This is a genomic window from Sphingobium sp. MI1205 (assembly GCF_001563285.1).
Lineage (GTDB): Bacteria > Pseudomonadota > Alphaproteobacteria > Sphingomonadales > Sphingomonadaceae > Sphingobium.
Genome location: NZ_CP005193.1, coordinates 19,672 through 32,974, shown reverse-complemented (window position 1 = coordinate 32,974; position 13,303 = coordinate 19,672). Strand labels below are relative to the sequence as shown.

General features: G+C 60.8%; 13 protein-coding genes and 1 pseudogene. 4 read left to right on the top strand and 10 right to left on the bottom strand.

The window, feature by feature from the left end; all coding sequences use genetic code 11:
* Nucleotides 1–885: 885 nt before the first annotated feature.
* The 7 genes from K663_RS22960 to linE form a co-directional block, all read right to left on the bottom strand.
* Nucleotides 886–2,244 (bottom strand): hypothetical protein, encoded by a 1,359-nt coding sequence (locus K663_RS22960; protein WP_007015766.1) that lies wholly within the window; start codon nucleotides 2,242–2,244, stop codon nucleotides 886–888.
* 156 nt (nucleotides 2,245–2,400) lie between these two features.
* Entirely contained in the window at nucleotides 2,401–3,165 is a 765-nt protein-coding gene (locus tag K663_RS22955) for an IS6-like element IS6100 family transposase (protein ID WP_001389365.1), read from the bottom strand.
* Nucleotides 3,166–3,297: 132 nt separating this feature from the next.
* Nucleotides 3,298–4,338 carry a 2,5-dichlorohydroquinone reductive dechlorinase gene (gene linD / locus K663_RS22950; protein WP_013035740.1) on the bottom strand — a complete coding sequence of 347 codons (1,041 nt, stop codon included), beginning with the start codon at nucleotides 4,336–4,338 and terminating at the stop codon, nucleotides 3,298–3,300.
* A 59-nt stretch (nucleotides 4,339–4,397) separates the two neighbouring features.
* The gene (locus K663_RS22945; RefSeq protein WP_007686013.1) at nucleotides 4,398–5,030 is read right to left on the bottom strand and encodes a YciI family protein; all 633 of its coding nucleotides are present in this window, start codon (nucleotides 5,028–5,030) and stop codon (nucleotides 4,398–4,400) included.
* A 7-nt stretch (nucleotides 5,031–5,037) separates the two neighbouring features.
* Nucleotides 5,038–5,754, bottom strand: coding sequence for an alpha/beta hydrolase (locus tag K663_RS22940; protein ID WP_007686010.1), 717 nt, complete (start codon nucleotides 5,752–5,754; stop codon nucleotides 5,038–5,040).
* Nucleotides 5,751–6,551, bottom strand: coding sequence for an alpha/beta fold hydrolase (locus K663_RS22935; RefSeq protein WP_218847786.1), 801 nt, complete (start codon nucleotides 6,549–6,551; stop codon nucleotides 5,751–5,753). The genes K663_RS22940 and K663_RS22935 overlap by 4 nt, the downstream gene beginning before the upstream one ends.
* Before the next feature lie 33 nt (nucleotides 6,552–6,584).
* On the bottom strand, nucleotides 6,585–7,550 hold the full coding sequence (linE, locus tag K663_RS22930) for a chlorohydroquinone/hydroquinone 1,2-dioxygenase (protein WP_007686007.1): 966 nt from the start codon (nucleotides 7,548–7,550) through the stop codon (nucleotides 6,585–6,587).
* A 164-nt stretch (nucleotides 7,551–7,714) separates the two neighbouring features.
* Between linE and K663_RS22925 the strand changes: the two genes are divergently transcribed.
* Entirely contained in the window at nucleotides 7,715–8,593 is an 879-nt protein-coding gene (locus K663_RS22925) for a LysR family transcriptional regulator (protein WP_233431924.1), read from the top strand.
* 94 nt (nucleotides 8,594–8,687) lie between these two features.
* On the opposite strand, the gene K663_RS22920 is transcribed toward K663_RS22925, so the two are convergent.
* The 3 genes from K663_RS22920 to K663_RS24520 all read right to left on the bottom strand — a co-directional run bounded on the left by K663_RS22920 (nucleotide 8,688) and on the right by K663_RS24520 (nucleotide 11,478).
* The gene (locus K663_RS22920) at nucleotides 8,688–9,533 is read right to left on the bottom strand and encodes a TonB-dependent receptor (RefSeq protein WP_256382216.1); all 846 of its coding nucleotides are present in this window, start codon (nucleotides 9,531–9,533) and stop codon (nucleotides 8,688–8,690) included.
* Between the two features lie 105 nt (nucleotides 9,534–9,638).
* Nucleotides 9,639–10,403, bottom strand: a complete 765-nt coding sequence (locus K663_RS22915) for an IS6-like element IS6100 family transposase (protein WP_001389365.1) — start codon at nucleotides 10,401–10,403, stop codon at nucleotides 9,639–9,641.
* On the bottom strand, nucleotides 10,369–11,478 hold the full coding sequence (locus K663_RS24520; protein ID WP_059153298.1) for a TonB-dependent receptor: 1,110 nt from the start codon (nucleotides 11,476–11,478) through the stop codon (nucleotides 10,369–10,371). The genes K663_RS22915 and K663_RS24520 overlap by 35 nt, the downstream gene beginning before the upstream one ends.
* A 255-nt stretch (nucleotides 11,479–11,733) precedes the next feature.
* Here K663_RS24520 and K663_RS22905 point away from each other — a divergent pair, with 255 nt between their 5' ends.
* The 3 genes and pseudogenes from K663_RS22905 (at nucleotide 11,734) to K663_RS22900 (ending at nucleotide 13,280) form a co-directional block, all read left to right on the top strand.
* The gene (locus K663_RS22905; RefSeq protein WP_059153299.1) at nucleotides 11,734–12,390 is read left to right on the top strand and encodes a TetR/AcrR family transcriptional regulator; all 657 of its coding nucleotides are present in this window, start codon (nucleotides 11,734–11,736) and stop codon (nucleotides 12,388–12,390) included.
* A gap of 40 nt (nucleotides 12,391–12,430) precedes the next feature.
* Nucleotides 12,431–12,564 (top strand): annotated as a pseudogene (locus K663_RS25035) (transcription elongation protein SprT); the annotation flags it as partial.
* Between the two features lie 80 nt (nucleotides 12,565–12,644).
* Entirely contained in the window at nucleotides 12,645–13,280 is a 636-nt protein-coding gene (locus K663_RS22900) for an AAA family ATPase (protein WP_015460616.1), read from the top strand.
* The last annotated feature ends 23 nt before the right edge of the window (nucleotides 13,281–13,303 follow it).

The following is a 13,303-nucleotide window of genomic DNA, read 5'->3' as shown; positions in this document are numbered from 1 at the left end:
TTCACTAACGCTAGGGCTACTATCGTCATTTCACATACGCAAGCGGATTATCGTCATTTCAGATTCACCGCCGCGCTATCGTCATTTCGATTACGCTTGAGCGCGGCAGGGAAGGCCTGGCGCTATCGTCATAGTGGATTCGCCTTTTCGTCACTCTGGATTCGCTTTTTCGTCAGAGCGGATTCACCGCGCGGCAAATTTCTGCCAAAAAAGCGAGGATTTCTGCGCCTTTCCGGGCAGGCCGAATTTCCGTAACACATCACTAAACCCATATTTTAACACTAGGCTGACCTGTGGATAACTTCAGCGGAAGATTATGACGAGAGGCTGGATCATCGTGGTTTCACCCACCAGCGTCCCGCCAGATCGGACAGCTTGTCCCGAAAATCGGGACAACGGCAGCGCGACTCACCAGCGCCGCGCTTCAGGCACAATCAGAAAGAAGAAAAACACCGCCTCTTGGGGCTTCGCCCCGCCGGCTCGCGGCCTTCGGCCGCCCCGGATCGCTTTAGCGATCCTCCCACCCGGCATCCCCATGATGAGCCGGCTTCGCCGGCACGCTTTTTGTTAGAAAGGGGATCGTTTAAACGCTGCGCCTCCATCGCAGCCACAGCGCCAGCAGCACCGTCGCAATTGGCTTTCCAGAAAAGCCAGGCGGATAGGACAGCGATCAATCCGAGAGGGCAGGGCAGGCGGAAATGTCGCCACAGGCGCGATTTCCGGGCCGCTGGGCCTCATTTCAGACGTTCGGCAAGGTCGGGGAGGGTTCGGCCGGCATGGCGCTCTACGGGCTTCCCAGGCGGCTGATTTTTTGGAAAGCTAGATGGCCTCTGTGCATTGTAGGGACACGGATTCACGGTAGGCATCGACGTCAGGGGTAGCGAACTATTTGCGCAGGTTCTCGATGCCAAGTTCGCGCCATATCCAAGTGAAGTCGTAGGTGGCCATCGGGTCGTTCGCGTCGAGTTGGCTGCTGCTGCGGTTTTCGAGATGCTTGAGCCACCCGGCTACTCGGTGCCGGCCTGCGGCAGTTTGAACGGCTGCGCGCGGGGTGATGTCGCCGAGCATGCCGACGGGTTCATCGAGCGTCGCGCGGTACTGACGGTCGAGCATGGCATGGATGAGCGGGGTTGCAACCTCTGGCGCAATGGCGGGTGCCGGTTCGGATGATGTCAGCCCCTCGGCCCGCGCCGCCATGGCCTGTTCGACCGTCTCAATCGTGGTCAGCGGCGAGCCGACCAACCCGGCGAGCGCATCGTTGATAAGCGCGGTGCCGCGTTTCGCTCGCTCGGCCGAGGTGACGGCGAGCATCAGGGCGCGGCCTTTCAATTCGACATTGCCGAGCACCGGGGTGCCGTCCGCCATCGTCACACCCCACGCCATGCGCCCGGTGCTTTTCGCTTTTCCGTTCGGTTTCTCGCCCAGCCAGTTCCAAAAGTGCGTGGTTTCCCGCTGAAGCGCAGGGACAGTATCAAGCCGCTCGCCGACCAGCGCCTGGGTCACGCCGCGTGCGAAGGGAAAGCGCACGCGGTGGAACATCACCTCCTCGCCATCAATGTTGTGCAGCGTGGGGATGGGCGCCGGTCCCATGGTCTTGGGAACGACATCGAACAGCCATGCCGTGCTGATGAGGGCCGGAAGTGCAGCCAGATCGTCGGCGTCTAGGTTCAACGCGGTGCGCGGGCTGCGCTTGCCCTTCGAGCGCCGTAGATCGGCGACGAGCGCCTCGGCCGCCTCCATCGTGAACGACAGCACGCCGCCCGACAGGAGGTGCTTGCCTCCGACCTGCACGACGCGGGCACCGATCCTGTCCCATTGCTTCAGCGTCTGCGAGGCGCTGCGCTCGGATACTCGAAGCGGCTCGCCGCCCCGGATCAGGTCGCGCACGAGGAAGCCGCTGCCGGGCTCGACCTCGCTGACCTCGTGGAGGCTCATCACTGACGATCGAAGGGCACGCAGGTAGATTTTGGTCGGGCCGCTCTCATTCCAGCCCCGGCGCCGAATATAGTCATCGACGATGTTCCGGTCGGGTTGGATGGTGCGCGTCAGCAGATCCTCGAACGCGCATCCCCACAACACGCCGGCCCAATGATCGCCGACGATGTCCGCCAGCTCGTCCGCTTCGAAGTCGAACTCCTCCATCGCCAGCCCGAGATGATCGCCGAGCGCCTCGCCCAGATGCTCGCCCCAGGCCGGCGAGGTGGCGAACTTCATGACGCCGGACAGATCGTGACCACGCTTCATGCCTGTTCCCTCTGCTGCTGACTGAATTGCTGGCGGTGCGCGGCGACGATGCGCGAGACGGTGGGTTCACTGACGCCGTAGAGCCGCGCCATCTCGGCACCGGGCTCTGTTGCAAAGATTGGCGGCAGTCAGAGGTAGGCTGTCGCTCTGCGCCGATCAGGCGGCTGCTGCGAAATGGTGGTTGAGCATGCCCATGGCCTCCGTCAGCGCCGAGGGCCCAATGCCAAAAGCTCTCTCCACAAGGCGCACCTCGCCCCTGATGCCGGGCTGCAGGCACCAGGGGCGAGCCTGTCCTTTGCGCAGGGCTCGCATGACTTCGAATCCCTTGATCGTGGCATAGGCCGTGGGGATCGATTTGAAACCGCGCACCGGCTTGATCAGTATCTTGAGCTTTCCGTGATCGGCCTCGATCACGTTATTGAGATACTTCACCTGCCGGTGGGCCGTCTCCCGGTCCAGCTTTCCTTCGCGCTTCAATTCGGTGATCGCTGCACCATAGCTCGGCGCTTTGTCGGTATTGAGCGTGGCAGGCTTTTCCCAGTGCTTCAGGCCTCGCAGGGCCTTGCCCAGGAACCGCTTCGCTGCCTTGGCGCTGCGGGTCGGCGACAGGTAGAAATCGATCGTGTCGCCCCGCTTGTCGACTGCCCGGTACAGGTAGGTCCACTTGCCCCGCACCTTGACGTAGGTTTCATCCAGGCGCCAGCTCGGATCAAAGCCACGCCGCCAGAACCAGCGCAGCCGCTTCTCCATCTCCGGGGCGTAGCACTGGACCCAGCGATAGATCGTCGTATGGTCGACCGAAATGCCGCGTTCCGCCAGCATTTCCTCAAGGTCGCGATAGCTGATCGGATAGCGACAATACCAGCGCACCGCCCACAGGATCACATCACCCTGGAAATGGCGCCACTTGAAATCCGTCATCGTTCCGTCCGTCCAATCTCCGCCAAGCATGCTCAAGCTTCACGATTTTTGCAACAGAGCCGGTCTCGGCCCTGCCGGACGACGCGTTCAGGGCATGGACCGCGTCGCTTGCGGACGGCGCGGTGGTTGCCTTTAGGCGTTGCTCAGGAGATGGATGACATTCTCGCTCGGCGGATGGCCGGGCCACTGGATGATCGCATCCTTGACGGAGGGCCGCGCGAAGAGCCGATTGGCATAGGCCTCGACACGGGGCTTGCCTGCACCGTCTTTCCAGAAACCCGAATAGCCGAGCCAGAGGAAGCGGTAGAGACTGACGGCCCAGAACAGGTCGGCGAGCGTGAAGCGGTCGCCGAACAGCCAAGGTCCGGTGGACGCCCCGAGGTCGCGATCGAGATCGGTAACCAGCTGCTCCGCCTTCGAGATGGCGGTCCGCATTTGCGGCTCGTTGATGACGAACGAGGCGGCGGCTTCCTCCTTCACAATCTTGTGTTGGTAGGCTTCGAGGAGAAGCGGGTCGCCGTCCGCGAGCGGGATATTGCGGCGCACGGCGTCGATCTTGTGTGCGTGGATGCCGGGCATGACCGCCTGCATGCTTTCGGGCCGACGATCACCGTCCGGATCGGCGCCGTAGAGCAGGGCTACATGGGGCGTCGTGTCAGCGAGCTGGACCTGCTTGAGCACAGCCTCCCGTATGTCGGCGGGCAGAAGATCGGTACCGCCGGACAAGGCGTCGCAGAGGTAGAGGCAGATTGCCTTGGAATCGGCGAGGATCCGGCCGGTCTCATGGTCGACGAGGGTCGGTACGACGAGCGGGTCGAACCCTTCGGAATCAACAGACGACTGCCCAGTGAACGAGCTGACAGGACGGTGCTTGGCTGCGGCTTCCGATCGCAACCGCAGCCGGACATATTGCGGACAATAATTCTCATTCTGCGGGGGAAGGATCGTCAACTCGTTGGAGCCGAAGGTCACGCCCTTCTCCATTAGGGTGCCGCGCACCTTTTGCGAGCAGACTGAGAACACGAAGTGGAACAGTTCGAACCGCGGTTCGACCGTCGCTTCGCGGCGAAGGAGGCTCGGTGACTGTCGATCCGGGCTAATCAGAGTCGATTGCTCAGGCTTGATAACCTCTTCACGGACTTTCCTCGCCAGGGTTTCTGTATCAGCGCTCATATTTTTATGATCCTTTTGCCTGGAACTGAGACGTTCGGGGATTTTTGCGGGCTAAATCGTCATGTAGAATGAGTGTGTTCCGCCGGCGGCCGGATGGCTGGTGAACTTTCCCGGCGCTCCTGCCCCACGCAGCGCGCAAGGCCGGTAAGCAGCGGCAGTGCAACATAGGTCGCGGCGGGCACGACAAGCCCCACGACCAAGAAGGAGCGCAGCAAAACGGGAAGATGGGCAATGGTGTCGCCCAAGAGAATGTTGACGAGGGCCACTAGCGGCGCGAGCGTGGTGATCAGCAGCAACACTCTGAGATGGCGTGTGCGGAGCGAAGGTTGGGGCGCAGCGCTCACCCCTTCCTTATTCAGACTTTGATGCGCTGCGTCTTGTCTCTCGACGTTCGCCCCTTGCCAGGGGTATCGCCGATCGAACCCGCCCATCCGCCATTCAAGAATGTCGATGCTTTGACGTGCCCCGGACACGGTCATGGGGTCTTCGGCGATGAAGGCCCGGGCTGCGTTCCAATCGTCGACATCAACGAGATATGTCGATCCGACCAAATCGCCGCCTTCGGCGAAGGTGGTCCCCACTGCCAAAATGCTTGCGGTGTGCGACGCAAGATAGGCGCGGTGTGCCGGTATGGCTGCTGTGCGCTCTGCCAGCTTTTCAGGCGAGATGGTGGTTATGACGGAGAACAGCATGGGACGTTCAATCCGTCAGACTTGGCGTGCTTTGCGGCACGAGCGGCTGATGTCGCGGCCCGCGCGTAGGGACCGGCGGGTTCAGCTCGAAGCGTGCGATCAGGGTGTCTCGCAACAACGCGATCTCGTCCGCCCCAATTCCATGGTCCTTGATCGGTTGAATATACTCGCCGACATCAGCACCAGAGAGTCTAAAGCGCTCAGCTGTCTCCCGCACATGCTCTGCCTTGACCCAATCGTCGTTCAGACCACCTGTGAATATCGCCTTGAGACCGGTAAACCGAGGCTCAACTGGCGCGGTTGGGAGCTCAAAACCCGGGAGGCTTCCGGTCAGCGAGCCCAGGAACCCCATTTTCGCAGCGCCGCACCACATGAAGTGACTGGCGAGGCAGGCACCCTGGCTGAAGCCGACTATGCCCTGACGGTCTAGCGCGACCCAGGCTGCTTCCAGCCGCGAGGAGATCTCAGCCAAGGCGGTGCAGGCGTCAGCCACAGACCTGTCGCCGTCTGGATCGAACCCGTCATATTTGGGCGAGTACCACGCCCCGGCGGGCGCTTGCAGGGCAAGCCAGGCGACAGAGGGCAGATCGAGCTGTCTCGCAAGTTCCAGCATCGCTTGCGCACGCTGGCCACGGCCGTGCAGAAGAATGATCGCAGCATTTGCCTGTTCGACAGGCGGGCCGGTCACGATTGTCCCATAGGGTCCTTCAGGGGAAAACGTCATCGCGGCGCTCCAGCAATATGGCGGCATAGCCGGTCCGCAAAGGCGACAGGATGCTGCATCGCGACCTGGTGCGCGGCACCCGTCACAACTTCGAATGCGGCACCTGGAATGAGAGCGGCGGTCGCGCGGACCGCCTCCGGTGGCACGGCGGCATCGTTCGCACCGGCTATGACGAGCGTTGGCGTTTCGACCTGCGGAAGAAGGCTTCTCGCGTCATGGCCCTTGATCGCTGCGACAGCGCCGGTGAATCCGGCAACTGTCGTGGCCAAGATCATCGACTCAGCAAGATCCAGCAGACCTTGGTCGACCGCTCCGGAAAACCATGCCGGATACACGATCGGCACCTGCGTAATGAGCCCGCCGCTGCGCACTGCGGCCACCCGCTTGTCCCAGATCGGCCAAGCTGGCTCTGGAACGAGAGAACCTGCTGCCACGAGTGTCAGCGAGATAAGCCGGTGTCCCGCCGTGGCGCCAAGATATTGCGCGACCATCGACCCGACCGACGTGCCAACAAGATGAACTCTTGCAAACGCGAGGTTATCCATTACATTAAGCACGTCGGCCGCCAGTTCGGCTAGACTGTAGTCGCCGGCACTCGGCGAACTCGTTCCATGACCCCGCAGGTCCATCGTGATCGCATATACCCCTGAAGGTAAACGACCGGCCACGTCATTCCAGGACCGCCAGTCGGCCAGCAGGGAAGAAAGGAGCAGGATCGGCTCACCGCTCGGCAAGCCAGTGGTATGAACACCGATCCGCGCACCATTTCGGCTATTGACTGCCCGATGTCGCCACATTCTCTTCACCCAGCCTGCGGAGTCATCCTGCGATCAAATGACGATCGGATCGTTCATCGTCCGGAGGAGCTCGTCCTTTACACCTTCGAGCTGCGGCGCGACCTTGACCTCGCTGCCGAGCTTCTCGGGGCTCTCGTCATGGGTGAAACCAAGCGTGACCGAGGCTTCGAACAACACGCCGCCCGGCGTACGAACGTAGATCGATTCGAAGTAGCCGCGGTGCTTGCGATCTGAGAAATCGGTGTAGCCGAGGCCTTCCACGTCAAATTTGAGCGCGGCCTGCACGTCGAGGTCGGCGACTTCAAACGCGGCATGATGAACTTGGCCTTCGCCAAGCGCCCAGGTGCCGGGCCTTTCGTCCTCATCGATATAGACGTCTAGCACCTTGGCCGCACCGCCATTGCCGAAAGCGTAGCGCTGGTAATTGCCGTCGCGTCCCTGGGGCTTCAGGTTCCAGGCATTGCGCATGAAGGAGTCCATCTCCTCATTGCGATTTAGGGTGGCCGTCCAGCTGTGAAAGCCCCGCAGCGCGACCTCCTTGGGCACATAGGGAGAGTCCCAGGGCTCGAACTGGCCGTCCGTGTCCTGCTCGATGATTTCGAAGCCGACACCGCAGTCGGGGTGCTCGAACGACAGATATTTCTGCCCGAACCGCTCACGCACTTCCGAGACGGTCACAGCGCGCTTTATGAGATGCTCCTGCCACCAGGAAAGCGTACCGACGGGTGCGTTATAGGAAACCGCCGATATCTGCCCTGCACCACGCTTTCCGGTGTAGCCAGCCTGGCGAACGGGGAAAGTGGTGTACAGCGTGCCCGGTTCGCCAAGCTCATTGCCGAAATACAGATGATAGACCGGCCGTGCGCCGTCGTAGAACATCGTCTTCTTGACGAGCCGCTGTCCCAGCGTCTTGACGAGAAGATCCACGTCGCCTTGCGCGGATCCGGTCGCGACGGTGATGTGATGAAGTCCTTCGACGCGTTCGGGCAGTTGCATCATGATCGCTCTCCACTATTTTCTGCGATTGCGGATCGTCTCTTCAAACCTGCACAACGATCGCTGCTGCAGCCTGTTTGAGGGATCAGGGAGTATTTGACAATTGGCGGACCTTCATAGATACAATTCAGATTGTGAATATAGATGACCTGGATTTTCGGCACTTGGTGCTTTTGGATGCGCTGTTAAAGCGGCACAGCGTCAGCGCCGCTGCACGAGAACTCGACCTACCGCAGCCCACCGCCAGCCATGGGCTGGCGCGCCTGCGCAAAGCATTGGGCGACCCGCTTCTCGTCCGGGCGCGCGACGGCATGGAGCCGACACCACGTGCCGAGGCGATCGCCGGGGTTGTTCAGCAACTGCTGGAACTGCGTCGCGACCTGGCTGAAGGCGGGCAGACATTCTCACCTGACCGTCTCAAGCGCGAATTCATCATTGCCGGATCGGACATCGCCCATCTTGTCGTTTTGACGGCGTTGCATTCGGCGGCGCGGTTCGAGGCACCACACACCAGCTACCGCGCACTCACGCTGAGCGGCGATGAAATGGTGAGCGCGCTCGAGACCGGGCATGTCGATATCGCCGTCGGCGCCTATCCGAGCCTTGTTGCCGGCATCAAGACGCAACGGCTCTACCAGGAGGAATATCTGTGCTTCGGAAAGGAAGGTCATCCGTTCATCAAGTCCGGTGAGACCGATGACTTCATGGCCGCAGATCATATCGTGGTCAGCACCAAGGGTATGGCCCATGCCCATCGTGCCGTCGAACGCGCTCTCCTCGACAAGATCCATCCCGATCGGATCAGGATCGTCGCGAGCAGCTTTCTCGTGGCGTTGGCAGCTTGCTTCGAGTCGGACCTTATTCTTACCGCTCCGGCTCGCGTGATTGGTCGGCTCGCCGAGGTCTACGGACTCCGGGCCGTGCGGCCGCCAATTCTTATGGAAGCATTTGAGGTCAGGCAATATTGGCATGCGAGGAACCAAGACGACCCGCCTCACCGCTGGTTGCGACAGCTCCTGCACAAGGTGCTGTCCGCGCGGATGTGAGAAAGCTGCCATCGACCTAGCAAAGAAAGCCCGGCCTAGGTTAAACCCGGGCCGGACAGATAGGAGCATCCGGAGTGGGATCAGTCCGGGTCGATCAGAATTTAAACCTCAAAGTCGCATAATATTCAGACGGCCTGTTCGGCACCGCGCTCAGCAGGCCAGCTCCATTGAGCTGATTGACGCCATTTGCGATGTAGCGTTTGTTGAAAACATTGTTCCCGCCAATTGCGAGAGACCAGTCGTCGCCGGGCGCGCTGTACGTGAGCGAGGCATTGACGAGGCTGACATTCCCACTGAACAACTCGGGCGTGTTTTCCGCATCCGCCGCCATGGTGGACTTGTAGGAATAATCCGCCCGCAGTGTGACCCGACCTTCATTGGCCAGGAAAACGTTGAACTCGGGAGATAGCGTCGCGGTCCACTTCGGGACACGCGGCAGCCGGCTCGCCAGCGTGATCGTGCCCGACGGATCGTTGATCCTCCGATAGTAAGCGTCAATGTATCCCGCCGACGCGCTCACGCGGAAGACGCGGCTCGGCGCGAAGATCGTCTCGACCTCGAAACCCTTGATTCTGGCGTTGCCGGCGTTCTCGAAGGAGGCACCGATGCCGCGCTGGATCTGGATCTGGATGCCCTTGTAGTCCGTGTAGAATGCCGCAGCATTGACTTGCAGCATTCGATCGAAAAGCTGCGACTTGAAGCCGATCTCGAACGTGTCGGCTTTCTCCGGATTGAAGCTCGGCGCCTGCTTGTCCGCAGGCTTGGTCGGATCCGGCGGGACCGGAGCGGCGACGCGGGTCGTCCAGCTGCCCGACTTGAACCCCTTCGAGAATGATCCGTACAGCATTATCCGCTCGGTCGGATGGAGTTCGATGCCGACGCGCGGCGAAACATTGCTGAACGAGAGCTTCTGCTCCCCTGTCGGGTAGAATTGCGACAGGTCTGTCGGATCCGGGAACAGAAATGCCGGAGTACCGAGTTTGGTGAGAAGGGCTCTGTTGCAAAGATTGGCGGCAGTCAGAGGTAGGCTGTCGCTCTGCGCCGATCAGGCGGCTGCTGCGAAATGGTGGTTGAGCATGCCCATGGCCTCCGTCAGCGCCGAGGGCCCAATGCCAAAAGCTCTCTCCACAAGGCGCACCTCGCCCCTGATGCCGGGCTGCAGGCACCAGGGGCGAGCCTGTCCTTTGCGCAGGGCTCGCATGACTTCGAATCCCTTGATCGTGGCATAGGCCGTGGGGATCGATTTGAAACCGCGCACCGGCTTGATCAGTATCTTGAGCTTTCCGTGATCGGCCTCGATCACGTTATTGAGATACTTCACCTGCCGGTGGGCCGTCTCCCGGTCCAGCTTTCCTTCGCGCTTCAATTCGGTGATCGCTGCACCATAGCTCGGCGCTTTGTCGGTATTGAGCGTGGCAGGCTTTTCCCAGTGCTTCAGGCCTCGCAGGGCCTTGCCCAGGAACCGCTTCGCTGCCTTGGCGCTGCGGGTCGGCGACAGGTAGAAATCGATCGTGTCGCCCCGCTTGTCGACTGCCCGGTACAGGTAGGTCCACTTGCCCCGCACCTTGACGTAGGTTTCATCCAGGCGCCAGCTCGGATCAAAGCCACGCCGCCAGAACCAGCGCAGCCGCTTCTCCATCTCCGGGGCGTAGCACTGGACCCAGCGATAGATCGTCGTATGGTCGACCGAAATGCCGCGTTCCGCCAGCATTTCCTCAAGGTCGCGATAGCTGATCGGATAGCGACAATACCAGCGCACCGCCCACAGGATCACATCACCCTGGAAATGGCGCCACTTGAAATCCGTCATCGTTCCGTCCGTCCAATCTCCGCCAAGCATGCTCAAGCTTCACGATTTTTGCAACAGAGCCGGTGCCGTCACCCTCGATGCCCTGATGATGATCGTAATCGACATAGGATGTCAGCGAGGTCAGCGTGATATCGTCGACCACTTCCCAGTCCGATCGCAGGGACGCCTGACGGAACTTGTTGTTGGCGAACGGCCGGATTCCCGGAGACCAGTCCGCCGCCCGGCCGTTGGCCGGGGCGAAAGCGATGTTCAGCGCCGGATAGTCTGACGGGATCGCCGCATTCTGCTGCACGATAGCGATGGCCTGCGGCGCTTGCGGATCGCTTTTGTTCTGCCAGGCATTGAGATTGAGTTCGAAGGACAGGCGTTCAGACGGCTTCCAGTCCGCCAGGAAACGGATCGCCTTGGTGTCCTTCTTGCCCAGCCTGTCATCGCGGGTATGGCTCTTCTGCCATTCGTCACCGCGCGCGACCCGGCCTGCAAGGCGGACGCGCAGCGTGTTGGTGAGCGGTCCGCTCAGGAAACCTTCCAGTTCAACCGTATCGAACCGGCCGTAGGACAGCGATCCACCGGCCGACAGGTCGCTGGTGGGCTTGGCCGCGATATAGTTGATCGCGCCGCCGGTTGAATTCTGGCCGAACAGCGTGCCCTGCGGCCCCTTGAGCACTTCAAGCCGATCGAGATCGAACGCGGTCAGCGATGTGAGCGTCGGGAAAGGGAGCGGCACCTGATCCAGATAGACGCTGACGTCAGGATAGGCGGCCAGCGTCGATTCGAAGAAGCCGACACCACGCAGCGTATAGACCGGTGTGTCGTTGGCGGTCTGCGAGAATGTCAGGCCGGGCACGATCTGCGCGACATCGGCAAGGTTCGATATCTGCTGGTTCTTCAGCGCATCGCCGCTGATCGCGGAAACCGAAAGGCCGACATCCTGCAGATTCTGGCTGCGCTTGTTGGCCGTAACGATGATTTCATCGCCGGAACCTGCGGCAGGGCCATCCTGTCCCCACGCCGGCACCGCCAACGCCGCCGAAACCGCGCACGTGACCAGCGCCAAAGATCTGACCTCGCTCATAAACCTCTCCCTGCATTTCATTGTCTTGCTGATATTTGCTTGGAAAAAGCCGCGCGAAGCCCGGCTGCTTTCGACTCGGATAATCGCCGATCTCATTTTTAGTGTAAAGCCTAAATTAGTCTGCCTCCAATTTTTCCATATTGTCGGCGACGGACGCCCTGAAACACGCAAAGGAAAGATCGTTGGATTACCGGGCTTTTTACGATAGGGGCCAAGGCCTACATTGGGCGCAGTATCTCTGGGGATCCGGCTTTAGTGGTACGTGAACAGAACAAGGAGGAACGCCGCAGTCGTATTCTCGGCGCTGCTGAAAAGCTGATCCGGGAACTGGGCACTGTGGAGTTCTCGATGAGAGAACTCGCTGCGCGCGCACATATCAGCCATTATACGTCTTACAACCTGATCGGGAACAAGGGCACGGTCCTTTACACCCTTCTGCATCGCGCAATCGATCGCATAACCAATTTGCCCAGCCAGGCCGACCCCAATTTCGATCCGCTCAGCTATGCTTTCGACATGGGCGACTTGGCAGTCGAGTTCTACGTATCTGACCCGGATTTTTTCAGGCCGCTGTTACGGTTCCTGTTCGGTGTTTCCGACGCCGAACTGCGCCCGGCTTTCATGAATAAAGGCGTGCGGCACTGGCATGCGGTCGCTTTGGCGATCTGGCAGAGTGGCGATTTGGTGGGCCACGTGTCTCCGGAAGATTTCGCCAGTATGATCAACACCTATTTCGGCGGAGCGCTTGGCCTCTGGAGCCACGACAACATTGATGCGGCCGTGTTCTTTGCGCACATACGCCACGCCATGGCTATTTCGCTGCTCGCATGTGGCAATAAACAATGGGAAGCGAGACTTGTAGCTGAGGTCGCTGCGGCACGAGCAGTAATCAGGCCTTTGTCTCTAACTTAGCACTACTTTGGCAGAAGCGTAAGGTGATCGGCGAGTGCTGGGACATACCGTCAGGACCGCGCGCAAATGGCTTGAGCAGGCCGGAGCGCCGCTTTGCCCGATCGAGGATCACGGCCAGATGAGCCAGAGCCGCTGGACGACGACAGCGAGGATGAGGGCGACGAGGGGGAATAAGCGCCCCAATCAAATGTATATCCCTTAGCATTACAAACCATGCTACAGCGCAACCATATTGCCAGCGGAGCGAGAGCAGAATGATATTGGCAGTCGGAAACACTAAGGGCGGTGTCGGCAAGACGACCCTTGCCGTCAACCTCGCGGTGGCGCGCGCGCTTGCGGGCCGCGACCTCTTGCTGGTGGACGGCGACGAGCAGGGGACCGCCCTCACCTTTACCGAGCTGCGCGCCGATCGACTTGGGCAAGCTGGCTATACCGCCGTTGCGCTCACCGGCGCGGCGCTTCGCAGCCAGGTCCGCCAGCTCGCGGCCAAATATGACGATATTATCATTGACGTGGGCGGCCGTGATACCGGCTCGCTGCGCGCCGCGCTCACCGTGGCTGACACGTTGCTGGTGCCGGTGCAGCCGCGCAGCTTCGACGTGTGGGCGCTTGACCAGGTTGCGGCGCTGGTGGCCGAGGCGCGCGAGATCAACGAGGGCTTGCGCGCCGTCGCCGTGCTGAACGGCGCGGACGCGCAAGGGGCCGACAATGAGGCCGCCTTGGAAATGATCGGCGACATTGAGGGGATCGAGGTGCTGCCCACGTCGATAGTGCGGCGCAAGGCGTTCCCGAACGCGGCGGCCGAGGGCAGGGCGGTAGGGGAGCAATCGCCGCGTGACGCCAAGGCGATCGACGAGCTGGCCGCATTGGTCAGCGCGGTATTTGTATAGCATAATGATAGCGGAGTGAATTT

Coding starts and splice junctions, on each gene's coding strand:
- K663_RS22915 (WP_001389365.1), bottom strand. CDS start 10,403: ATGACGGATTTCAAGTGGCGCCATTTCCAGGGTGATGTGATCCTGTGG.
- linE (WP_007686007.1), bottom strand. CDS start 7,550: ATGATGCAACTGCCCGAACGCGTCGAAGGACTTCATCACATCACCGTC.
- K663_RS22945 (WP_007686013.1), bottom strand. CDS start 5,030: ATGCTGTTCTCCGTCATAACCACCATCTCGCCTGAAAAGCTGGCAGAG.
- K663_RS22900 (WP_015460616.1), top strand. CDS start 12,645: ATGATATTGGCAGTCGGAAACACTAAGGGCGGTGTCGGCAAGACGACC.
- K663_RS22955 (WP_001389365.1), bottom strand. CDS start 3,165: ATGACGGATTTCAAGTGGCGCCATTTCCAGGGTGATGTGATCCTGTGG.
- K663_RS22935 (WP_218847786.1), bottom strand. CDS start 6,551: ATGTGGCGACATCGGGCAGTCAATAGCCGAAATGGTGCGCGGATCGGT.
- linD (WP_013035740.1), bottom strand. CDS start 4,338: ATGAGCGCTGATACAGAAACCCTGGCGAGGAAAGTCCGTGAAGAGGTT.
- K663_RS22940 (WP_007686010.1), bottom strand. CDS start 5,754: ATGACGTTTTCCCCTGAAGGACCCTATGGGACAATCGTGACCGGCCCG.
- K663_RS22960 (WP_007015766.1), bottom strand. CDS start 2,244: ATGAAGCGTGGTCACGATCTGTCCGGCGTCATGAAGTTCGCCACCTCG.
- K663_RS24520 (WP_059153298.1), bottom strand. CDS start 11,478: ATGAGCGAGGTCAGATCTTTGGCGCTGGTCACGTGCGCGGTTTCGGCG.